This is a genomic window from Pseudomonas asiatica (assembly GCF_040214835.1).
GTDB lineage: Bacteria > Pseudomonadota > Gammaproteobacteria > Pseudomonadales > Pseudomonadaceae > Aquipseudomonas > Aquipseudomonas putida_Z.
This window is the reverse complement of sequence record NZ_CP157874.1, coordinates 1,296,936-1,318,079: the sequence shown is the minus strand read 5'-3', so window position 1 is coordinate 1,318,079 and position 21,144 is coordinate 1,296,936. Positions and strand designations below refer to the sequence as shown.

The 21,144-nt window shown below is 64.0% G+C and carries 24 protein-coding genes; 13 read left to right on the top strand and 11 right to left on the bottom strand.

Annotated elements, in window-relative coordinates; translation table 11 throughout:
• Position 1 precedes the first annotated feature (1 nt).
• The 4 genes from ABNP31_RS06045 (at position 2) to ABNP31_RS06030 (ending at position 4,771) form a co-directional block, all read left to right on the top strand.
• Positions 2–2,758, top strand: coding sequence for a response regulator (locus ABNP31_RS06045; protein ID WP_075044003.1), 2,757 nt, complete (start codon positions 2–4; stop codon positions 2,756–2,758).
• A 153-nt stretch (positions 2,759–2,911) separates the two neighbouring features.
• Positions 2,912–3,901: a 2-hydroxyacid dehydrogenase gene (locus ABNP31_RS06040; RefSeq protein WP_350013087.1), complete on the top strand. Its 990-nt coding sequence runs from the start codon at positions 2,912–2,914 to the stop codon at positions 3,899–3,901.
• A gap of 31 nt (positions 3,902–3,932) precedes the next feature.
• A complete protein-coding gene (locus tag ABNP31_RS06035) occupies positions 3,933–4,370 on the top strand; it encodes a hypothetical protein (RefSeq protein ID WP_004375491.1) in 438 nt (145 codons plus the stop codon).
• A complete protein-coding gene (locus ABNP31_RS06030; RefSeq protein WP_004375489.1) occupies positions 4,367–4,771 on the top strand; it encodes an META domain-containing protein in 405 nt (134 codons plus the stop codon). The genes ABNP31_RS06035 and ABNP31_RS06030 overlap by 4 nt, the downstream gene beginning before the upstream one ends.
• Before the next feature lie 118 nt (positions 4,772–4,889).
• On the opposite strand, the gene ABNP31_RS06025 is transcribed toward ABNP31_RS06030, so the two are convergent.
• The gene (locus ABNP31_RS06025; RefSeq protein ID WP_015269224.1) at positions 4,890–5,354 is read right to left on the bottom strand and encodes a TlpA disulfide reductase family protein; all 465 of its coding nucleotides are present in this window, start codon (positions 5,352–5,354) and stop codon (positions 4,890–4,892) included.
• A gap of 85 nt (positions 5,355–5,439) precedes the next feature.
• Between ABNP31_RS06025 and arsC the strand changes: the two genes are divergently transcribed.
• The 3 genes from arsC to ABNP31_RS06010 are packed head-to-tail and all read left to right on the top strand — an operon-like array spanning position 5,440 to position 6,801.
• Positions 5,440–5,793 carry an arsenate reductase (glutaredoxin) gene (gene arsC / locus ABNP31_RS06020; RefSeq protein WP_085665684.1) on the top strand — a complete coding sequence of 118 codons (354 nt, stop codon included), beginning with the start codon at positions 5,440–5,442 and terminating at the stop codon, positions 5,791–5,793.
• Positions 5,790–6,395, top strand: a complete 606-nt coding sequence (wrbA, locus tag ABNP31_RS06015; RefSeq protein WP_025338005.1) for an NAD(P)H:quinone oxidoreductase — start codon at positions 5,790–5,792, stop codon at positions 6,393–6,395. Before arsC ends, wrbA begins: the two co-directional genes overlap by 4 nt.
• Positions 6,388–6,801: a DUF2069 domain-containing protein gene (locus tag ABNP31_RS06010; protein ID WP_238067349.1), complete on the top strand. Its 414-nt coding sequence runs from the start codon at positions 6,388–6,390 to the stop codon at positions 6,799–6,801. Before wrbA ends, ABNP31_RS06010 begins: the two co-directional genes overlap by 8 nt.
• 101 nt (positions 6,802–6,902) lie before the next feature.
• On the opposite strand, the gene ABNP31_RS06005 is transcribed toward ABNP31_RS06010, so the two are convergent.
• Entirely contained in the window at positions 6,903–7,574 is a 672-nt protein-coding gene (locus tag ABNP31_RS06005) for a DNA-3-methyladenine glycosylase I (protein WP_054573186.1), read from the bottom strand.
• 4 nt (positions 7,575–7,578) lie between these two features.
• Positions 7,579–8,403, bottom strand: coding sequence for a tRNA 2-thiocytidine(32) synthetase TtcA (gene ttcA, locus ABNP31_RS06000; RefSeq protein WP_012270926.1), 825 nt, complete (start codon positions 8,401–8,403; stop codon positions 7,579–7,581).
• Between the two features lie 262 nt (positions 8,404–8,665).
• On the opposite strand from ttcA, the gene ABNP31_RS05995 reads away from it, so the two are divergent.
• Both ABNP31_RS05995 and ABNP31_RS05990 read left to right on the top strand, forming a co-directional pair.
• A complete protein-coding gene (locus ABNP31_RS05995) occupies positions 8,666–9,265 on the top strand; it encodes a Yip1 family protein (RefSeq protein ID WP_012270925.1) in 600 nt (199 codons plus the stop codon).
• 131 nt (positions 9,266–9,396) lie between these two features.
• Complete coding sequence (locus ABNP31_RS05990) at positions 9,397–9,891, top strand: SprT family zinc-dependent metalloprotease (RefSeq protein WP_025338002.1); 495 nt, start codon at positions 9,397–9,399, stop codon at positions 9,889–9,891.
• Between the two features lie 187 nt (positions 9,892–10,078).
• Here the strand turns inward: ABNP31_RS05990 and fpr are convergent, their stop codons facing one another.
• Positions 10,079–10,858: a ferredoxin-NADP reductase gene (fpr, locus tag ABNP31_RS05985; protein ID WP_004375483.1), complete on the bottom strand. Its 780-nt coding sequence runs from the start codon at positions 10,856–10,858 to the stop codon at positions 10,079–10,081.
• A gap of 121 nt (positions 10,859–10,979) precedes the next feature.
• Here fpr and finR point away from each other — a divergent pair, with 121 nt between their 5' ends.
• On the top strand, positions 10,980–11,906 hold the full coding sequence (gene finR, locus ABNP31_RS05980; RefSeq protein ID WP_004375481.1) for a LysR family transcriptional regulator FinR: 927 nt from the start codon (positions 10,980–10,982) through the stop codon (positions 11,904–11,906).
• Here the strand turns inward: finR and ABNP31_RS05975 are convergent.
• The 3 genes from ABNP31_RS05975 to ABNP31_RS05965 form a co-directional block, all read right to left on the bottom strand.
• Positions 11,903–12,268, bottom strand: a complete 366-nt coding sequence (locus ABNP31_RS05975; RefSeq protein WP_025338001.1) for a diacylglycerol kinase — start codon at positions 12,266–12,268, stop codon at positions 11,903–11,905. The genes finR and ABNP31_RS05975 overlap by 4 nt on opposite strands.
• A 73-nt stretch (positions 12,269–12,341) precedes the next feature.
• Positions 12,342–12,992: a response regulator transcription factor ErdR gene (gene erdR / locus ABNP31_RS05970; protein WP_025338000.1), complete on the bottom strand. Its 651-nt coding sequence runs from the start codon at positions 12,990–12,992 to the stop codon at positions 12,342–12,344.
• A gap of 78 nt (positions 12,993–13,070) precedes the next feature.
• Positions 13,071–13,781, bottom strand: coding sequence for a tRNA-uridine aminocarboxypropyltransferase (locus ABNP31_RS05965; RefSeq protein ID WP_075043997.1), 711 nt, complete (start codon positions 13,779–13,781; stop codon positions 13,071–13,073).
• 221 nt (positions 13,782–14,002) lie between these two features.
• On the opposite strand from ABNP31_RS05965, the gene ABNP31_RS05960 reads away from it, so the two are divergent.
• On the top strand, positions 14,003–14,422 hold the full coding sequence (locus ABNP31_RS05960; protein WP_085665685.1) for a quorum-sensing-regulated virulence factor family protein: 420 nt from the start codon (positions 14,003–14,005) through the stop codon (positions 14,420–14,422).
• A 13-nt stretch (positions 14,423–14,435) separates the two neighbouring features.
• Here ABNP31_RS05960 and ABNP31_RS05955 read toward each other — a convergent pair whose 3' ends face one another.
• Positions 14,436–14,645: a hypothetical protein gene (locus tag ABNP31_RS05955; protein ID WP_025337998.1), complete on the bottom strand. Its 210-nt coding sequence runs from the start codon at positions 14,643–14,645 to the stop codon at positions 14,436–14,438.
• 161 nt (positions 14,646–14,806) lie between these two features.
• Between ABNP31_RS05955 and ABNP31_RS05950 the strand changes: the two genes are divergently transcribed.
• Positions 14,807–15,925, top strand: coding sequence for an LOG family protein (locus tag ABNP31_RS05950; protein ID WP_025337997.1), 1,119 nt, complete (start codon positions 14,807–14,809; stop codon positions 15,923–15,925).
• Positions 15,926–16,055: 130 nt separating this feature from the next.
• Here ABNP31_RS05950 and recX read toward each other — a convergent pair whose 3' ends face one another.
• From recX to ABNP31_RS05935, 3 genes are all read right to left on the bottom strand, one after another.
• On the bottom strand, positions 16,056–16,526 hold the full coding sequence (gene recX / locus ABNP31_RS05945) for a recombination regulator RecX (protein WP_085619270.1): 471 nt from the start codon (positions 16,524–16,526) through the stop codon (positions 16,056–16,058).
• A gap of 21 nt (positions 16,527–16,547) precedes the next feature.
• A complete protein-coding gene (gene recA, locus ABNP31_RS05940; protein ID WP_015269214.1) occupies positions 16,548–17,615 on the bottom strand; it encodes a recombinase RecA in 1,068 nt (355 codons plus the stop codon).
• A 103-nt stretch (positions 17,616–17,718) separates the two neighbouring features.
• Positions 17,719–18,201, bottom strand: a complete 483-nt coding sequence (locus ABNP31_RS05935) for a CinA family protein (protein WP_085665686.1) — start codon at positions 18,199–18,201, stop codon at positions 17,719–17,721.
• 271 nt (positions 18,202–18,472) lie between these two features.
• Between ABNP31_RS05935 and mutS the strand changes: the two genes are divergently transcribed.
• Positions 18,473–21,046 (top strand): DNA mismatch repair protein MutS, encoded by a 2,574-nt coding sequence (gene mutS / locus ABNP31_RS05930; protein ID WP_075046894.1) that lies wholly within the window; start codon positions 18,473–18,475, stop codon positions 21,044–21,046.
• The last annotated feature ends 98 nt before the right edge of the window (positions 21,047–21,144 follow it).

The following is a 21,144-nucleotide window of genomic DNA, read 5'->3' as shown; positions in this document are numbered from 1 at the left end:
TGTGCTCGATCGCTTGGGAATTCGCAGCCGGGTCCTGCTGCTGGCCCTGCTGCCCGCCGGCCTGATGGCCCTGGTGCTGGGTAGTTACTTCACCTGGCTGCAACAGAACGACCTGCGCACCCAGCTGCTGCAACGCGGCAAGATGATCGCCGAGCAACTGGCGCCACTGGCCGCACCCGCCATGGCCAAGCTGGCACCGGCACAACTTGAGCGCATTGCCGCGCAAACCCTGGAGCAGGCCGATGTGCGTGCGGTCGCCTTCCTGGCCCCGGACCGCACGCGCCTGGCCCACGCCGGCCCGAGCATGCTCAACCAGCCACCCAGCGGCGGCACCGGCACCCAGCTGCTGCAGCGCAGCGGCAATGACGCCACACGCTACCTGATGCCGGTGTTCGGCCACCATCGCGACCTGGCCACCGATGCCGTGCCGGCCGAATCCGAACGCCTGCTGGGCTGGGTCGAGATCGAGCTGTCCCACGACGGCACCCTGCTGCGCGGCTACCGCAACCTGTTCACCAGCCTGCTGCTGATCCTCGCCTGCCTGGTGCTCAGCGGCCTGCTGGCACTGCGCATGAGCCGCACCATCAACGACCCGATCAAGCGCATCAAGCACGCGGTCAACCAGCTCAAGGACGGCCACCTCGAGGAACGCCTGCCGGCCATGGGCAGCCATGAGCTGGACGAGCTGGCGCGCGGCATCAACCGCATGGCCGAAACCCTGCACAACGCCCACGAAGAGCTGCAGCACAGCATCGACCAGGCCACCGAGGACGTGCGCCAGAACCTGGAAACCATCGAGATCCAGAACATCGAGCTGGACATGGCGCGCAAGGAAGCCCTGGAAGCCAGCCGCATCAAGTCGGAGTTCCTGGCCAACATGAGCCACGAAATCCGCACCCCGCTCAACGGCATCCTCGGTTTCACCCACCTGCTGCAGAAAAGCGAGCTGACACCGCGCCAGCTGGACTACCTGAGCACTATCGAGAAATCCGCCGACAACCTGCTGGGGATCATCAACGAGATCCTCGACTTCTCCAAGATCGAGGCCGGCAAGCTGGTGCTCGACAGCATCCCCTTCAACCTGCGCGACCTGATCCAGGACACCCTGACCATCCTCGCCCCGGCCGCCCACGCCAAGCAGCTGGAGCTGCTCAGCCTGATCTACCGCGATACCCCGTCGTCGCTGATCGGCGACCCGTTGCGGCTCAAGCAGATCCTTACCAACCTGGTCAGCAACGCCATCAAGTTCACCCGCGAAGGCACCATCGTCGTGCGCGCCATGCTCGAAGACGAGCACGAAGACAGTGCGCAGCTGCGCATCAGCGTGCAGGACACCGGCATCGGCCTGTCGCCACAGGATGTGCGTACGCTGTTCCAGGCCTTCAGCCAGGCCGACAACTCGCTGGCCCGCCAGCCCGGCGGCACCGGCCTGGGGCTGGTGATTTCCAAGCGCCTGATCGAGCAGATGGGCGGCGAGATCGGCGTCGACAGCACCCCGGGCGAGGGTTCGCAGTTCTGGATCAGCCTCAACCTGCCCAAGGCCCACGATGGTGTCGAGGAGTTGCCGCTGCAACCGCTGCTGGGCCGCCGCGCAGCCATCGTCGACGGCCACGAGCTGGCGCGCCAGGCGTTGGAACACCAGTTGGAAGACTGCGGCCTCAGCGTCAGCCTGTTCGCCTCCTACGACCAGCTGCTGCAGGGTGTGCAGGCCGCCAGCCAGGCTGGCTTGCCGTTCGAGTTCGCCGTGCTCGGGGCCAACCTTGGCAACCTGTCGCCCGAGCAGCTGGGCCATTACCACCAGCAGCTCGAGCGCTACCATTGCCAGTGCGTGGTGCTGTGCCCGACCACCGAGCAGGCGCTGTACCATCCGTACCTGCCCAACGGCCATGGCCAGTTGCTGTCCAAGCCGACCTGCACGCGCAAACTGCGCCGCCTGTTGCTGGAACTGGTGCAGCCGCGCCGCCCGCAGGGCGAGGTGAACAGCGTCAACGGCCAGCGCCAGCCGAAGATCCTCTGCGTCGACGACAACCCCGCCAACCTGCTGCTGGTGCAGACCCTGCTCGAAGACCTGGGCGCCGAGGTGCTGGCTGTCGACAACGGCTATGCGGCGGTGCAGGCGGTGCAGGACGAGCCGTTCGACCTGGTGCTGATGGACGTGCAGATGCCCGGCATGGACGGCCGCGCCTGCACCGAGCAGATTCGCCTGTGGGAAAACACCCAAAGCGGCAACCCGCTGCCGATCGTCGCCCTCACCGCCCACGCCATGGCCAATGAGAAACGCGCGTTGCTGCACGGTGGCATGGACGACTACCTGACCAAGCCGATCAGCGAACGGCAGCTGGCCCAGGTGGTGATGAAATGGACCGGCCTGAGCCTGGGCGCGCCACAGCAGGAACGCCTGGCCGAGCAACTGGCCAACGGTGATGACCTGAAGGTGCTGGACCCCGAGGAAGGTCTGCGCCTGGCCGCCGGCAAGGCGGACCTGGCGGCGGATATGCTGAGCATGCTGCTGACCTCGCTGGAAGCCGACCGCGAAGCCATACGCGCTGCCCGCGAGGCCGACGACCGCAACGGCCTGATCGAACAGGTGCACCGCCTGAACGGCGCCTCGCGTTATTGCGGCGTGCCGCAGTTGCGGGCCGCGTGCCAGCGCAGCGAGACCTTGCTCAAGCAGGAAAACCCGCTGGCACAGCAGGCACTGGACGAACTGGATGCGGCAATCAACCGCTTGGCGGCGCAGGCCAGATTGAGCGCCTGACACAGTTCCCTGTGGGAGCGGGCGTGCCCGCGAACACGGGCGAAGCCCGTGCCATCCACCGCGAAGCCTTCTTCGCGGGCACGCCCGCTCCCACAGTGGCCCGCGCCATATTCAAGGTATGCTGTACCTCCTGCACTGGAAAAGGAACCCACCATGCGCGCCCTGTTGTTCAGCAGCCAGCACTACGACCAGGAAAGCTTCACCCGTGCCGCCAGCGGCACCACCCTGGACCTGCACTTCCAGCCTGCCCGCCTGACCCTCGACACCGCTGCCCTGGCCGATGGCTACGAGGTGGTATGCGCCTTCATCAATGACGAGCTCGACGCCCAGGTGCTGCAACGCCTGGCCGCAGGCGGCACGCGCCTGGTCGCCCTGCGTTCGGCCGGCTACAACCATGTCGACCTGGCCGCCGCCCAGCGCCTGGGCCTGACCGTAGTGCGAGTGCCGGCCTACTCGCCGCACGCCGTGGCCGAACACGCCGTGGCGCTGATCCTGGCCCTGAATCGGCGCCTGCACCGGGCCTACAACCGCACCCGCGAGGGTGACTTCACCCTGCACGGGCTGACCGGCTTCGACCTGCACGGCAAGACCGTCGGCGTGGTCGGTACCGGCCAGATCGGCACCGCCTTTGCCCGCATCATGGCCGGTTTCGGCTGCCAGTTGCTGGCCTATGACCCTTACCCCAACCCCGACCTGCTGGCCTTGGGCGCGCGCTACCTGCCATTGCCCGAACTGCTGCGCGAAGCCCGCGTCATCAGCCTGCACTGCCCGCTGACCGAGCACACCCGGCACCTTGTCAATGCACAAAGCCTGGCCCAGCTGCAGCCCGGCGCCATGCTGATCAACACCGGCCGCGGCGCGCTGGTCGACACCCCGGCGCTGATCGACGCGCTGAAGAGCGGCCAGCTCGGCTACCTGGGCCTGGACGTCTACGAAGAAGAAGCCCAGCTGTTCTTCGAAGACCGCTCCGACCTGCCGCTGCAGGACGACGTACTGGCCCGCCTGCTGACCTTCCCCAACGTGATCATCACTGCCCACCAGGCGTTCCTTACCCGCGAGGCACTGGATGCCATCGCCGCGACCACGCTGGACAACATCAACCGCTGGGCGGCAGGCAATCCACAGAATCTGGTGATGGGTTAGTGCTAGGATACGCGGCATTTCTGGAGGACCCATGGTCGAGCACGATTTCCGCTACACCCTTTTCAACCCGCAACACACCCTGATCGAGTGCCGCGCCCTGGTGCCGGGCCGCTATCAGGTCACCGGCAACGGCGGTTCGATGCACAAAGGCGACACCCTGCTGGTCACCCTCAAGGGCAGCAAGGACTTGTCCATGCGCCTGACAGTGGAGAGCGTGCGCCACCTGATCAACCCACGCGGCCAGTGGGTTGCCGTGGCCAGCGGCCCGGTGTTCAACGAGCTGGAAATCCTCACCTGGCAGGTTGCGTGCGACAGCTGCGACGCCGTGCTGGACTTCGAGTTCGCGGTGGACGCCAAGCTGGGCAAGAAAGCCCGCCAGCCTGCCGCCAGCGCGCGCGTTGCCGAGCTGGGCTGGGCCAGCCGTGGCGAAAAACACCTGTGCCCGCGTTGCCAGGAGAGCGCCGAGTGAAGAATCTGCTGACCGGCGTGCTGATTGCCACCGGCCTGCTCGGCTGCGCCGCGGAACCTTCGAAACTGCAGCAGGAGCGCAGCTACGTGCTGGAGTGGATTGGCGAACGGCCGCTGATCGATTACAGCCACCTGACCCTGACCTTGGCCAGCGATGGCCGTGCCTATGGCAACGGCGGCTGCAACCACTGGTTTGCGCCGTACACACTGGACGGCGAGCACCTGAGCTTCGGCAAGGTCGGCAAGACCCGCAAGCTCTGCGCACCGGCGTTGATGGAGCAGGAAAAGCGCTTCCTGCAGGCGCTGGAAACAGTGCAGCGCTGGGATGTGTCGCCTATCGAGCAGATGCGTTTCTGGCCGGCCGAAGGCAAGCCGCTGCGCTTCTGGCCTGAGGAAGGCTGAATATTGCCGGGGCCGCTTTGCGGCCCATCGCGACACAAGGCCGCTCCTACAGGGGGATGCGATCTCCTGTAGGAGCGGCCTTGTGTCGCGATGGGCTGCAAAGCAGCCCCCAAATGCATCAGGCGCCCTTCAGTGCCTTGATCTTGGCCTGCAGCCCTTCCAGGGTCTGCTCGCCCATCAGCTGTTCCCGCACCTTGCCCTTGTCATCGATGATGTAGGTCACCGGCAATGCCTCGCTACGTGGCAGGTCATAGCGCTCGGCCGGGTCCTGCGCCAACACGGTGAAAGCGATGCCCAAGGTTTCGGCAGCCTGCTTCAGCTCCTGCCCCTGCAAGCCATCGAAGTTCACCCCCACCACCTTGATACCGTCGGCCGCCCACTGCTTGGCTGCCGCGTTCAGTTCAGGGATTTCGGTACGGCACGGCCCGCACCATTCGGCCCAGTAGTTGAGCACCAGCCAGTGCCCGTCGATCTGTTCGGCCTTAACCGTATTACCGTGTTGGTCCACGCCATAATCGGCACCGCAACCACCGAGCAACAGGCTCGCGGTGATGGCCAGTACTGCTGCCAGACGCCTTGCCATGGGTCAATCCTTCTCGAGTTTTAAAGCAAATTGGTCAGTCGCTGCGGTTAGAATAGCCGCCACACCCTGCTGGATGCGACCCGACATGACCGACCTCACGCTCTATCATAACCCGCGCTGCTCGAAATCCCGCGGCGCCCTGGAACTGCTCGAAGCTCGCGGCCTGGCGCCGACCATCGTGCGCTACCTCGAGACCCCGCCCGACGCTGCCACCCTGAAGGCCCTGCTCGGCAAGCTGGGCATCGCCCCACGCCAGCTGCTGCGTACCGGCGAGGACGAGTACAAGGAGCTGAAACTGGCCGACCCGGCGCTGACCGACGCACAACTGATCGAGGCCATGGCCCGGCACCCCAAGCTGATCGAGCGGCCGATCCTGGTCGTCGGTGACAAGGCCGTGGTCGGCCGACCGCCCGAGAAAGTACTGGAGATCCTGCCGTGAGCCAGCCCTACATCCTGGTGCTGTATTACAGCCGCCATGGTTCGACCAGCGAGATGGCCCGGCACATCGCCCGCGGCATCGAGCTGGCCGGCATGGAAGCCCGCCTACGCACGGTACCGGCGATTTCCACCGAGTGCGAAGCAGTGGCCCCGGACATCCCGGCCAGTGGCGCGCTGTACGCCACCCTGGACGACCTGCGCCACTGCGCCGGCCTGGTATTGGGCAGCCCGACCCGCTTCGGCAACATGGCGGCACCGCTCAAGTACTTCCTGGATGGCACCAGCAGCCTGTGGCTGGGCGGTGAACTGGTCGGCAAGCCGGCGGGCGTTTTCACCTCAACCGCCAGCCTGCATGGCGGGCAGGAAACCACCCTGCTGTCGATGATGCTGCCACTGATGCACCACGGCATGCTGGTAATGGGCCTGCCGTACAGCGAATCGGCACTGCTCGAGACCCGCGGTGGCGGCACCCCGTATGGCGCCAGCCATCATGCTGGCGCCGATGGCAAGCGCGAGCTCGACCAGCACGAGATAGCCCTGTGCCGCGCCCTTGGCCAACGCCTGGCGACCACCGCCAAGGCCCTGGAGGCCGCACGTGGCTAAGAAGCCCAAGGTATTGCCGGCGCTGGAATGGCTGGCACCGCGTCTGCGCCTGACGCGGGCGTTGAGCCTGGCGTTCTTCTTCGGCCTGGTCGCCCTGCTGCTGGTGAACAACCTGTGGTTCGCCAACCTGCACGGGGCGCGGGTCGAGGTGATCCTGGCGATCGAACTGGTGCCGTTGCTGCTGTTGCTGCCGGGCATGCTGACAGGCAGCGCCCGGGCACATGCCTGGACCTGCTTCGTAGTGAATATCTATTTCATCAAGGGGGTGCTGGCGGCGTTCGACCCGGCACGGGCGGTATTTGGCTGGGTAGAGGTGCTGGTGAGCCTGGGGCTGTTCATTGCCGGGCTGCTGTATGTGCGCTGGAAGTTCCAGCACGAACGGCGCATGGCCGGCGAAGGGCGTTAGATTCTTCGCGGGCTTGCCCGCTCCCACAGGGTTCGCGCCACACTTGAGGTCGGCGCTGACCTGTGGGAGCGGGCATGCCCGCGAAGGGGCCAACACAAATCTCAATGGTTGACGGTATGCGCCAGCATCACCGACAACTGGCACAGCGGCCGCCCACTCTCGGCATGCCACTGGTTGAACGCCTGCTGCACCAAGGCCAGGTCCCGCTGGCTGGTCGGCGGTTTGTCGATCACCTTCTGCGCAATCAACGCCGCAGCCATGTCATCGGTAGGGATGAACGTGTCCTTGCCGACCATGCGCAAGAAGCGCGGTGCCGACAACCCGCCCAGCTGGTTGCCGTGCTTGGCCAGGTACTTCCACAAACCGACGATGTCGGTCACCGGCCAGTCGGCGATGAAGGCGCCGAAACTGCCCTTCTCCTTGGCCACGTCAAGAACCATCTGCGCATTGCGCGGCACGCTCTTGAGCTTGCCCAGGTGGCGGATGATGCGCTCGTCGTGCATCAGCCGCTCGAGGTGCTCGGCGCCCATCAATACCACCTTCTCCGGGTCGAAGCCGAAGAACACCTGCTCGAACGCCGGCCACTTGGCATCCACCAGGCTGTGCTTGAGCCCGGCGCGGAACACGCGCAGGGCCAAGGTCGACAGGTAGCGGTCGTCGCTGATATCACGCAGTTGCGCCGGTGTGCGCGGCTGCGGCAGGAAGGCCTCCAGGGCCTGGGCCGAGCCGAAGCGGTTCAGGCAGTACTCGTGCAACCACTGGTAATCGCGCATGGGTTCAGATGTTCAGCACGTCAAGGAAACGCGGGGTAGCGTTCTCGTCGATCTTCAGGCTGGTGAAGTCGAACAGGTTGCGGTCAGCCAGCTGCGACGGTGCCACGTTCTGCAGGGCGCGGAAGATGCTCTCGGTACGCCCCGGGTGCTTGCGCTCCCACTCCACCAGCATGTCCTTGACCACCTGACGCTGCAGGTTTTCCTGCGAACCGCACAGGTTGCACGGGATGATCGGGAATTCCTTCATGTCCGAGTAGGCCTGGATATCCTTCTCGCTGCAGTAGGCCAGCGGGCGGATCACCACGTTGCGGCCATCGTCGGCGCGCAGCTTCGGCGGCATGCCCTTGAGCGCGCCGTTGAAGAACATGTTGAGGAAGAAGGTTTCGACGATATCGTCGCGGTGGTGCCCCAGCGCCATCTTGGTCGCGCCGATTTCGTCGGCGAAGGTGTACAGGGTGCCACGGCGCAGGCGCGAGCACAGCGAGCAGGTGGTCTTGCCCTCGGGGACCAGCTCCTTGACCACCGAGTAGGTGTCCTTCTCGACGATGTGGTACTCGACACCCAGTTCCTTGAGGTAGGCCGGCAGCACATGCTCGGGGAAACCCGGCTGCTTCTGGTCCATGTTCACCGCGACGATCTCGAACTTGATCGGTGCCACCTTCTGCAGGTGCAACAGAACGTCGAGCATGGTGTAGCTGTCCTTGCCGCCGGACAGGCAGACCATGACCTTGTCGCCATCCTCGATCATGTTGTAGTCGGTGATGGCTTCGCCGGCGAGACGACGCAGGCGTTTTTGCAGTTTGTTCTGGTTGACCGAGAGGGTGCCCATAGCGCTTGGATCCGCGAGGTGTGACAAAAGCCGGCTATTTTACGCACAAACGCGGCGGCGCTGTAGGCATTCCGATAAAGACTTCATTGTAATCAACAGCGCGTCTTACAGCGCAATTTGCTCTAAAAAGCACGGTTTATGCGGGTAACGGCTTCCTATACTGCGACATAAGGCCACATTACCGCTTGCTTCGGTGTTCGGGCCTAGGGCCGCTTGCGCTCCATCTGGGGGGCGTTTGGCAACATTGAGAGGAGTGATCGGCATGATTCATCACGTTGTGGGGCTGTTTACCCATCCCGACCAGGAATGGCGGGAAATTCGTGGCGAAGAAGAAACCATCAGCCACATGTACCTGACGCACACCCTGATCCTGGCTGCGATCCCCGCCATTTCGGCGTTCATCGGTACCACCCAGGTCGGCTGGGTGATCGGCGACCGGCCAGCGGTGATGCTGACCATGGAAAGCGCCATCTGGATGAGCATCATGTCGTACCTGGCGATGCTTGCCGGGGTGGCGGTAATGGGGGCGTTCATCCACTGGATGGCTCGCACCTACGATGCCAACCCGTCCATGGCACAGTGCATCGCCTTTGCCACCTACACCGCCACCCCGTTGTTCATCGGCGGCCTGGCGGCACTGTACCCGCACCTGTGGCTGGGCATGCTGATTGGCACCGCCGCCATCTGCTACACGGTGTACCTGCTGTACGTCGGTTTGCCGACGTTCATGAACATACCGTCCGACGAAGGCTTCCTGTTCTCCAGCTCGGTGCTGGCGGTGGGCCTTGTGGTACTGGTGGCGATCATGGCCGCCACGGTGATCATCTGGGGACTGGGCGTGGGGCCCGTCTACACCAACTAGAACAGACTCGACCAACACTGGGGCATCAACCTGAGGCCGCCGCAAGGCGGCCTCAGGCTGTGCGCTGACCGGTGGCTCGGCAGCCTGCCCGGGGTTGCGGCATAATGCCCGGTCAGGAGAACCACCCCGCCATGCCCGAGCTGCTCAGACAACGCGTCGAAACCTGTTACCAGCAAGCTGAAACCTTCTTCAAACGCCCCTTCCCGCGCCCGGAAGTCAGCTTCAAGCTGCGCGGGCAAAAAGCCGGTGTCGCCCACCTGCACGAGAACCTGCTGCGCTTCAACCTGCAGCTTTACCGCGAAAACCAGGAAGACTTCCTGCGCCAGACCGTGGCCCATGAAGTGGCGCACCTGGTGGCCCACCAGCTGTTCGGCGACCGCATCCAGGCCCATGGCGAGGAGTGGCAGCTGATCATGCGCGGGGTGTATGAACTGCCGCCCAACCGTTGCCACAACTACGAAGTGCAACGGCGCGTGGTGACCCGCTACATCTACCGCTGCCCGTGCCCGCAAAGCGACTTCCCGTTTACCGCGCAGCGGCACAAGCTGGTGCGCCAGGGGCGGCGCTACCTGTGCAAGCGGTGTCGGGAGATATTGGTGTATAGCGGCGAGACGCGCGTCGAATAGATTGTGTATTGCCTGTTCCGGCCTCTTCGCGGGCTTGCCCGCTCCCACAGGGGTACCACTGACCTCAGGCCTTGTGATATCCCTGTGGAAGCGGGCAAGCCCGCGAAAGGGCCGGCACAGGCGATACATGAATCACAGGCACAAGAAAGGCGACCCAAGGGTCGCCTTCTTTGCATCAGCCTGCGCCTTACTTCTCGACGAAGGCACGCTCGATCAGGTAATCACCCGGCTCGCGCATGCGCGGGGAGATTTTCAGGCCGAAGCTGTCCAGCACTTCGCTGGTCTCGTCGAGCATGCTCGGGCTGCCGCAGATCATCGCGCGGTCGTCCTGCGGGTTGATCGGTGGCAGGCCGATGTCGCTGAACAGCTTGCCGCTGCGCATCAGGTCGGTCAGGCGGCCCTGATTCTCGAACGGTTCACGGGTCACGGTCGGGTAGTAGATCAGCTTGTCGCGAACCGACTCACCGAAGAATTCGTTCTGCGGCAGGTGCTCGGTGATGAACTCGCGGTAGGCCACTTCGTTCACGTAGCGCACGCCGTGCACCAGGATCACCTTCTCGAAGCGCTCGTAGGTTTCCGGGTCCTGGATGACACTCATGAACGGTGCCAGGCCAGTGCCGGTGCTCAGCAGGTACAGGTGCTTGCCCGGGTTCAGGTCGTCGAGTACCAGGGTACCGGTAGGCTTCTTGCTGATGATGATCTCGTCGCCTTCCTTCAGGTGCTGCAGCTGCGAGGTCAGCGGACCGTCCGGCACCTTGATGCTGAAGAACTCCAGGTGCTCTTCCCAGTTCGGCGAAGCGATGGAATAGGCGCGCATGAGCGGACGGCCGCTTTCTTGTTGCAGGCCGATCATCACGAACTGACCGTTCTCGAAGCGCAGGCCCGGGTCGCGAGTGCACTTGAAGCTGAACAGGGTGTCGTTCCAGTGGTGCACACTGAGGACACGTTCGTGGTTCATGTTGCTCATTTAATGGGGCTCCTGAAGAAAGACGCGGCGCGCGCAAGACGCGCAGTTGCGCGATAGTTTAGGGGCAGCGACAATATCTGTTAACTGGATTATCAAGATATGTGTTATCGGTTATATCGATATGCGATTTACACTTCGTCAGCTGCAAGTCTTCGTTGCCGTGGCCCAGCACCAGAGCGTTTCGCGCGCCGCCAGTGTGCTGGCCTTGTCGCAGTCGGCTGCCAGCACTTCGATCACCGAGCTTGAGCGCCAGTCCAGCTGCCAGCTGTTCGACCGCGCCGGCAAGCGCCTGAGCCTCAACGCCCTGGGCCAGCAACTGTTGCCGCAGGCCGTGGCCCTGCTCGACCAGGCCAAGGAAATCGAAGACCTGCTCAACGGCAAGTCCGGTTTCGGCTCGCTGGCGGTCGGCGCCACGCTGACCATCGGCAACTACCTGGCCACCCTGCTGATCGGCAGCTTCATGCAGGTGCACCCGGAAAGCCAGGTGAAGCTGCATGTGCAGAACACTGCGCATATCGTGCAACAGGTGGCGCATTACGAAATTGATCTGGGTCTGATCGAAGGCGATTGCAACCACCCGGACCTGGAAGTGCAGCCCTGGGTCGAGGACGAACTGGTGGTGTTCTGCGCGCCGCAGCACCCGCTGGCCAAGCTGGGCCGCGCCGATGTACAGACCTTGTCCCAGGAAGCGTGGATCCTGCGCGAACAGGGCTCGGGCACGCGCCTGACCTTCGACCAGGCCATGCGCCACCACCGCACCAACCTCAACATCCGCCTGGAGCTGGAACACACCGAAGCGATCAAGCGCGCGGTGGAGTCGGGCCTGGGCATCGGCTGCATCTCGCGCCTGGCCCTGCGTGACGCCTTCCGCCGCGGCAGCCTGGTAGCGGTAGAAACCCCGGAGCTGGACCTGATGCGCCAGTTCTACTTCATCTGGCACAAACAGAAGTACCAGACCTCGGCCATGCGCGAATTTCTCGAACTGTGCCGCAACTTCACTGCGGGCTTCACCCGCAGTGACGAGATCGTGTTGCCACCAATCGCTTAAAGCAGGATCACACCCCACACCAGCGCCACCATGGTCAGTGCCACCAGTTGCGCGGCGCTGCCCATGTCCTTGGCGTTTTTCGACAGCGGGTGGCGCTCCAGCGAAATGCGGTCGATGGCTGCTTCCACCGCCGAATTGAACAGTTCGACGATCAGGCCCAACAGGCACACGGCGATCATGATCGCCCGCTCCGCACGGCTGACCGGCAGCCAGAAGGCGACCGGGACCAACAGCACGTTGAGCAGCACCAGCTGGCGGAACGCGGCCTCGCCCTTGAAGGCGGCGCGCAGGCCGTCCAGCGAATAGCCGGCGGCGTTGAGGATACGTTTGAGGCCGGTCTGGCCCTTGAATGGCGATGTCATGTGAGTCACTTCACAACGGAAAGGCCAGCAGACTAGACCGGCACGAGTCAAAAAAGCGTGAAGCCAGGCGCACTCAGCTGCTGGCAACCGATTCAAGTTGTTGCAGCAACAACGCCGCCTGGGTGCGGGTACGCACACCCAGCTTGCGGAAGATCGCGGTCACGTGGGCCTTGATGGTCGCTTCCGACACGTTCAGCTCATAGGCGATCTGCTTGTTCAGCAAGCCTTCGCAGACCATGGTCAGCACGCGGAACTGCTGCGGCGTGAGGCTGGCAAGGCCTTCGCTGGCGGCCTTGGCCTCGGCCGAGACATCGACCTTTTCGAACGCCTGCGGCGGCCACCAGACCTCGCCGTCGAGCACCTTGCGCACCGCATCCTGGATCACTTCCAGGGTGCTGGACTTGGGAATGAAGCCACTGGCGCCAAACTCGCGGGACTTGACCACCACTGCGGCCTCTTCCTGCGCCGATACCATCACCACAGGGATCTGCGGGTATTGCCCACGCAGCAGCACCAGCCCGGAAAAACCGTAGGCACCCGGCATGTTCAAGTCCAGCAACACCAGGTCCCAGTCGGCTTTTTCGCTCAGACGGGTTTCCAGTTCGGCAATGCTGGCGACTTCAACCAGGCGTACATCCGGGCCCAGGCCGAGGGTAACGGCCTGGCGCAAGGCGCCACGGAACAGCGGGTGGTCATCGGCAATCAGGATTTCGTAAGTGGCCATCGATCTGGGGATCCTGTTCTGTGTCGGGCACTCGGGTAAGGGTCATTATGAACCAAAGCAGGGGTTGTGCCCCTTGGACTATAGGAAGGTATGCAAACGCTGGTGGGTGTCGTCCTGCTCGTCCAGCGGCAGGCGCCGCTTGCCGCTCAGGTAATGCAGGCTGAACACATCCAGGTAGGCGTCCAGCGCCTGCGAGGCCTGGGTATCGCCGGCCAGGTCCAGGCACATGGCAGCGACTTCCGCAGTGCAGAAATGATCGTCACGCTTGGAGCGGCGCAGGCGGTAGCGGGACATCTGCTCGGCCTGCAGGCTCAACACCGGGAAGCGGTCAAGGTACGGGCTTTTGCGGAACATCTTGCGCGCTTCGGTCCAGGTGGCATCCAGCAGGATGAACAGCGGGCGCTTGCCCGGCTCGCGCACTACCTCGCTGACCACCCGCTCCTGGGCAACGAATTCGCCGGGGAAGACGATGTAGGGCTGCCAATGCGGATCGCCCAGCAACGCCAGCAAGCGTTCGTCGACCGAAGTGCGCAGCCAGCCGAAGGCCGAGGTGTCCTCGATCAGGTCGGCGATCAGCCAGCCGGTATTGGTGGGCTTCAGCGGCTCGGTGTCATGCATCAGCAGGCACACGCCGGATTCGGCCTGCACGCGCGGCTTCCAGGCGCACAGGCAATGAGTGGCGATTACCCGGCAATCGGGGCAGCGCTCGGCACGCGAACCACGGGCGATGAAGGGCTTGTTGCTGCGGGCCAGGCGTTCGGCGCGCAGGCGCGCTACCGCATGGCTCATGCCGGCAGGCCTCTGGACAGGTTGGGAATGGACACAAGGATGACTCGGAAAAAACTAAGGGCGCCAGTCTACCAGAACAGGGGGCAATTGCTGTGCAGGTGGCGGCGCGGTCCTTATAATCGCTGTTTTTACCGTACCCCAGCCTCGCGCCTGCGCGATTTTCAGGGAACGCCGTCGACCCGCGCATGTCAAAGCGCCAGTCATCGAACCAGGAGAGATTCATGCTGCGCCGTATCGTCCCCGCCCTGAGCCTGCTGCTCGCCCTGCCCCTGGCAGCCCAGGCGGCTTCCAAGCAGGAATACGACCTGAACAACACGCTGCAGAAGGTTGCCAAAGAGAGCAGTGTCGGCACCCCGCGAGCCATCAACGAGGACATCCTCGACCAGGGTTACACCGTGGAGGGCAAGGCACTGGTCAACCACCTGAGCGTGCGCCAGGACCATGCCGCGCGCATGCAGGCCAACCCCGAACAGGTACGCAGCCAGCTGGGTGACAGCGTCTGCCGCAACAGCGGTTTCCGCAACCTGATGTCCAAAGGCGCGGTCATGGTCTACCGCTTCACGGTCTACAAGACCAACCAGCCGATCATGGACCAGGCGTTCGACAATGCCAGCTGCGTGGCCGGCAACAAGAAGAAGTAACCAACTTCGATCGCTACGCCTTCTCGTCTTCACGGGCGCGCCAGCGCCCTTCAGCGGCATCGGCGCGCATCTCTGCCAGCAGCGCCTGCAGGTAGCGCGACTGGCATTCCAGCCCCGACAGCCTGCGCCGGCACTCGGCTTCCAGGCTCAGGTGATGCACCTGGGCCGCATTCTCCAGCTGCTGGTAAAGCTGCCGGTCCACTTCGATGATCAAGCGATGCATACCGCCACCTCCTGCATCGACACGTTTCGCTCTACCCAGTTAACCAAACCCGCATCCCCCGTGGCTGCATGCCGACGGGCGGCTGTGCCGAACCCTCCGGCACAATTGAGCGCAAGGGTCTAGATTGAGGTCAGAGGTATTGGTGCAGAAGGAGACGTTGCATGCCTTACCAATCGAGTGAACTGCTGTTCAGCCACTTCCGCGACAACAACATCGACCTGAGCAACATCGACGCACAACTGCAACTGGTGGCACCGAACAGCCCCAACCTGCCGCTGTACCGCGACATGATGCTGACCATCCTGCGCATGGCCCATGACGACACCGACCGCTGGAGCGCCAAGATCACCCTGCAGGCCCTGCGCGAACTGGACCATTCGTTCCGCACCCTGGAACGCTATAAGGGCCGGCGCAAGGTGACCGTGTTCGGCTCGGCGCGCACTCCGCTGGAGCACCCGATGTACGCCCTGGCCCGCGAACTGGGCGCAACCCTGGCACGCTCCGACCTGATGGTCATCACCGGTGCCGGCGGCGGCATCATGGCAGCTGCCCACGAAGGCGCCGGCAGCGACCACAGCCTGGGGTTCAACATCACCCTGCCCTTCGAACAACATGCCAACCCCACGGTGGACGGCACCGACAAGCTGCTGCCGTTCCATTTCTTCTTCATCCGCAAGCTGTTCTTCGTCAAGGAGGCCGATGCCCTGGTGCTGTGCCCGGGTGGTTTCGGCACTCTGGATGAAGCGCTGGAGGTGCTGACCCTGATCCAGACCGGCAAGAGCCCGCTGGTACCGGTGGTGCTGCTGGATTCGCCAGGTGGCAGCTTCTGGCGCGACTGCCTGGACTTCATCAGCCGCCAACTGGAGGAAAACCGCTACATCCTGCCCAGCGACCTGAAACTGCTGCGCCTGGTGCACAGCGCTGACGAGGCAGTGGAAGAAATCAACCAGTTCTACAGCAACTACCACTCCAGCCGCTGGCTGAAGAGCCAGTTCGTGATCCGCATGCATCACCCGCTCAGCGAGGCGGCGCTGTATGACATCCAGGAAGGCTTTGCCGACTTGCGCCTGAGTGGCAAGTATCACCAGCAACCTGACAGCAGTGCCGAGCACGAAGTGGGCAACTTCAGCCACCTGACCCGTTTGTCATTTGCCTTCAATGGCCGGGATCAGGGCAGGCTGCGCGAGCTGGTGGACTTCATCAACCTGCCGGAGAACTGGGCCAAGCCGCAGCCCATGCATACCACGCAGCGGGCCAGGGAGGCGTTGAAGGTCAGTTGATTGTCGAACAAATTTCCAAAGTGCGCCGCGCAACCTGTGGGAGCGGCGTTGCCGGTACTCGCGGGTAAACCCTAATGCCGGTCAGATAACGTTTGCCGGCTGGATTGGGGCCGCAAAGCGGCCCCAGCCCTCAGTAGTCGTCGATATCACGACCACTCAGCAGACGGCCGATCATGTCCATGGGGAAACCCCGGTAAGCCAGAAACCGGGTCTGCTGGGCACGGCTGCGGGGATCTTGCGGGCGCTGACCAGCAAACTTGCGCTGCCAAACGTCACGCATGCGCTCGCCCCAATCCACCTCGCTCTCGCGTAGCGCCTGCTCGATATCAGCACGCGCCAAACCGCGCTGGCCTAGCTCTTCGCGAATACGCGCAGGGCCGTAGCCGGAGCTGGAACGGTACCGGATGAAACTTTCGAGGTAACGGGCTTCGCTAAGCAACCCTTCTTCGGCGAGCCGGTCGAGTTCAGGCTCGATCAGCTCGTCCGAAGCGCCGCGCTGACGCAACTTGCGCGTCAGCTCGACGCGACCGTGCTCACGTCGCGCGAGCAGGTCCATGGCTGTCCGCCGAATGGCGACGGGGGTGTCGAGTACGGCGGACATGTTCGGCTATCTACCGCGCAATCAATAACCGGCGTCAGCGTCGGCCATGTCATCGGCATCGGCTTCGGCAGCAGCAGCCTTACCAGCAGCCGCAACAGCACCAGAGGTCAGCAGCTTCTCGCGAATCTGCTTCTCGATCTCGGCACCAATAGCCGGGTTCTCAGCCAGGTACTTGGCAGCGTTTGCCTTGCCTTGACCGATCTTGTTGCCCTGGTAGGCGTACCAGGCACCGGACTTCTCGACCAGGCCTTGGGAAACACCCAGGTCAATGATCTCGCCGTTACGGTAGATACCCTTGCCGTAGAGGATCTGGAACTCGGCCTGACGGAATGGCGGCGAAACCTTGTTCTTGACGATCTTGACGCGGGTTTCGCTACCGACCACCTCGTCGCCTTCCTTGACCGCGCCGGTACGGCGGATATCCAGACGCACCGAGGCGTAGAACTTCAGGGCGTTACCACCGGTGGTGGTTTCCGGGCTGCCGAACATCACGCCAATCTTCATACGGATCTGGTTGATGAAGATGACCAGGCAGTTGGCGTTCTTGATGTTACCGGTGATCTTGCGCAGCGCCTGGGACATCAGGCGCGCCTGCAGGCCCACGTGCATGTCGCCCATCTCGCCTTCGATCTCGGCCTTCGGTACCAGAGCAGCCACGGAGTCGACGATGATCACGTCAACAGCGTTGGAACGCACCAGCATGTCGGTGATTTCCAGGGCCTGTTCGCCGGTGTCCGGCTGCGAAACCAGCAGGTCGTCGACGTTGACGCCCAGCTTGCCGGCGTACTCGGGGTCGAGGGCGTGTTCGGCGTCGACGAAGGCGCAGGTCGCGCCGTTTTTCTGGGCTTCGGCGATGACCGACAGGGTCAGCGTGGTCTTACCCGAGGATTCCGGGCCGTAGATCTCGACGATACGGCCTTTTGGCAGGCCGCCGATGCCCAGGGCAATGTCCAGGCCCAGCGAGCCGGTGGAGATGGCAGGGATAGCCTGGCGCTCGTGGTCGCCCATGCGCATGACGGCGCCCTTGCCGAATTGGCGTTCGATCTGACCCAGGGCCGCAGCCAAGGCGCGCTTCTTGTTGTCGTCCATTGAAATCCTCACGTGTTCGACTTGGCCCTGACGGCCGGAATACCTGTATAAGTAGCCAGTATTATTCCACAGGCAAGCGCCCGCGCAAACCCCTGTCGTCGATTTACTCGGCACCAAGCTGTAACAAGCCGTCTAACGCGGCGATCACCGTCTGTCGGCGCACCGCCTCGCGGTCGCCGTCGAACTGGCGCCGCTCGCTGAACACATGGTTGCCGTCGCCCCAGGCCAGCCACACGGTGCCCACCGGTTTGGCCGGCGAACCACCGTCCGGCCCGGCCACGCCGCTCACCGCCACGGCAAAGCGCGCGCCGCTGGCGGCCTGGGCGCCGCGGACCATGGCTTCGACCACTTCCTGGCTGACCGCGCCAACCTGGCTGAACAACGCCGCGGGCACTTCCAGTTGACGGGTTTTCTGGGTGTTGGAATAGGTCACGTACCCAGCCTCGAACCAGGCCGAGCTGCCGGGCACGCGGGTGATGGCCTCGGCGATGCCGCCACCGGTGCAGGATTCGGCGGTGGTCACCTGCGCGTTGAAGCGGCGCAGGTGTTCACCCAGGCGGGTGGCAAGCGTGGTGATCGGGTCCATGTCGGGCTCCTTGGAGGCAGGCTTCTACCCTAGCATCTTGGTGAGGTGGGGTGGGCGCCCGCTTCGGTCTCGCACATCACTTGTTCCAGGCCGCTACCGGCCACGGCAGCGGCGCCGGGCGGAATATCGCAGGTACAGCCTGCCGGGTAGCCGTGTTAACCTATGCGGCTTGAAAATCCGGTGGGTCTCGGCGTCGCGCGTGCAACACAGAACGCCCCAATTTGCCCCACAATATTGAGACCTACTTTCTAAGCCCTTGATGAATAAAGCAATTTCCGACTTCTCCGCACACACCCCGATGATGCAGCAGTACTGGAAGCTGAAGAACCAGCACCCGGACCAGCTGATGTTCTACCGCATGGGCGACTTCTACGAGATCTTCTACGAAGATGCGAAAAAAGCCGCAAAACTGCTGGACATCACCCTGACCGCGCGCGGTCAGTCAGCCGGCCAGTCCATCCCCATGTGCGGGATTCCGTTCCATTCGCTGGAAGGCTACCTGGCCAAGCTGGTCAAGCTCGGCGAATCGGTGGTGATCTGCGAGCAGATTGGCGACCCCGCCACCAGCAAGGGCCCGGTGGAACGCCAGGTGGTGCGCATCATCACCCCGGGTACGGTCAGCGACGAGGCCCTGCTCGACGAGCGTCGCGACAACCTGATTGCCGCGCTGCTCGGTGACGAGCGCCTGTTCGGCCTGGCCGTACTGGACATCACCAGTGGCAACTTCAGCGTGCAGGAGATCAAGGGCTGGGAAAACCTGCTGGCCGAGCTCGAGCGCCTGAACCCGGTCGAGCTGCTGATCCCCGACGACTGGCCGCGCGACCTGCCCGCCGAGAAACGCCCGGGCGCCCGTCGCCGTGCGCCATGGGACTTCGACCGCGACTCGGCGCGCAAGGCCCTGTGCCAGCAGTTCGCGACCAAGGACCTCAAGGGCTTTGGCTGTGACAAGCTGACCCTGGCCATCGGCGCCGCCGGTTGCCTGCTGATCTACGCCAAGGAAACCCAGCGCACCGCCCTGCCGCACCTGCGCAGCCTGCGCCACGAACGCCTGGACGACACGGTCATCCTCGACGGCGCCAGCCGCCGCAACCTGGAGCTGGACATCAACCTGGCCGGCGGCCGTGACAACACCCTGCAGTCGGTGATCGACCGCTGCCAGACCGCCATGGCCAGCCGTTTGCTGAGCCGCTGGTTGAACCGCCCGTTGCGCGACCTCAAGGTGCTGCAGGCACGCCAGGATTCGATCCGCTGCCTGCTCGACGGCTACCGCTTCGAGAAGCTGCAGCCGCAGCTCAAGGAAATCGGCGATATCGAGCGGATTCTCGCCCGTATCGGCCTGCGCAACGCCCGCCCACGCGACCTGGCACGCCTGCGCGATGCCCTGGGCGCGCTGCCCGAGCTGCAGAACGCCATGGCCGAGCTGGAGGCGCCGCACCTGGCACGCCTGGCCGCCATTACCGGCACCTACCCCGAACTGGCCAGCCTGCTGGAACGGGCGATCATCGACAACCCGCCGGCGGTGATCCGCGATGGCGGCGTGCTCAAGGCCGGCTATGACAACGAGCTGGACGAGCTGCTGGCGATCAGCGAGAACGCCGGCCAGTTCCTGATCGACCTGGAAGCCCGGGAAAAGGCCCGCACCGGCCTGGCCAACCTCAAGGTCGGCTACAACCGGGTGCATGGCTACTTCATCGAGCTGCCGACCAAGCAGGCCGAGCAGGCCCCGGGCGACTACATCCGCCGTCAGACCCTGAAAGGCGCCGAGCGCTTCATCACCCCGGAGCTGAAGGCGTTCGAGGACAAGGCCCTGTCGGCCAAGAGCCGCGCCCTGGCCCGCGAAAAGATGCTCTACGACGCCCTGCTGGAAACCTTGATCAGCCACCTGGCACCGCTGCAGGACAGCGCCGCCGCCCTGGCCGAACTGGACGTGCTCAGCAACCTGGCCGAACGTGCACTGAACCTGGACCTGAACTGCCCGCGCTTCGTCGATGAGCCGTGCCTGCGCATCGAGCAGGGCCGCCACCCTGTGGTGGAACAGGTATTGACCACACCTTTCGTGGCCAACGACCTGGGCCTGGACAACAGCACGCGCATGCTGATCATCACCGGCCCGAACATGGGCGGTAAGTCCACCTACATGCGCCAGACCGCCCTGATCGTGCTGCTGGCGCATATCGGCAGCTTCGTGCCGGCTGCCAGCTGTGAACTGTCGCTGGTCGACCGCATCTTCACCCGCATCGGCTCCAGCGACGACCTGGCCGGCGGCCGCTCGACCTTCATGGTCGAGATGAGCGAAACCGCCAACATCCTGCACAACGCCACCGACCGCAGCCTGGTGCTGATGGACGAAGTGGGCCGTGGCACCAGTACCTTCGACGGCCTGTCGCTGGCCTGGGCCGCCGCCGAGCGCCTGGCCCAGCTGCGTGCCTACACGCTGTTCGCCACGCACTACTTCGAGCTCACCGTGCTGCCGGAAAGCGAGCCGCTGGTGGCCAACGTGCACCTGAACGCCACCGAGCACAACGAACGCATCGTGTTCCTGCACCACGTGCTGCCTGGCCCTGCCAGCCAGAGCTACGGCCTGGCCGTGGCGCAGCTGGCCGGCGTGCCGACGGCCGTCATCCAGCGTGCCCGTGAACACTTGGCAAGGCTGGAAACCACCAGCCTGCCGCATGAACAGCCCCCGGCCCAAAAGGCCAAGGACGTGCCACAGGTCCCGCACCAGAGCGACCTGTTCGCCAGCCTGCCACACCCGGCCATCGAGAAGCTGGGCAAGCTGCAGCTGGACGACATGACCCCGCGTCAAGCTATCGAAATGCTATATCAACTAAAGAACCTGTTATAACGGCGCCCACTACAAGCTGGTAGAATCCGCCGCGGTTTGCTGGTGCTGCAGGTTATTAGCCTGGCCTGCAGCCACATGCCCGCAAACCGCGCGGCCCT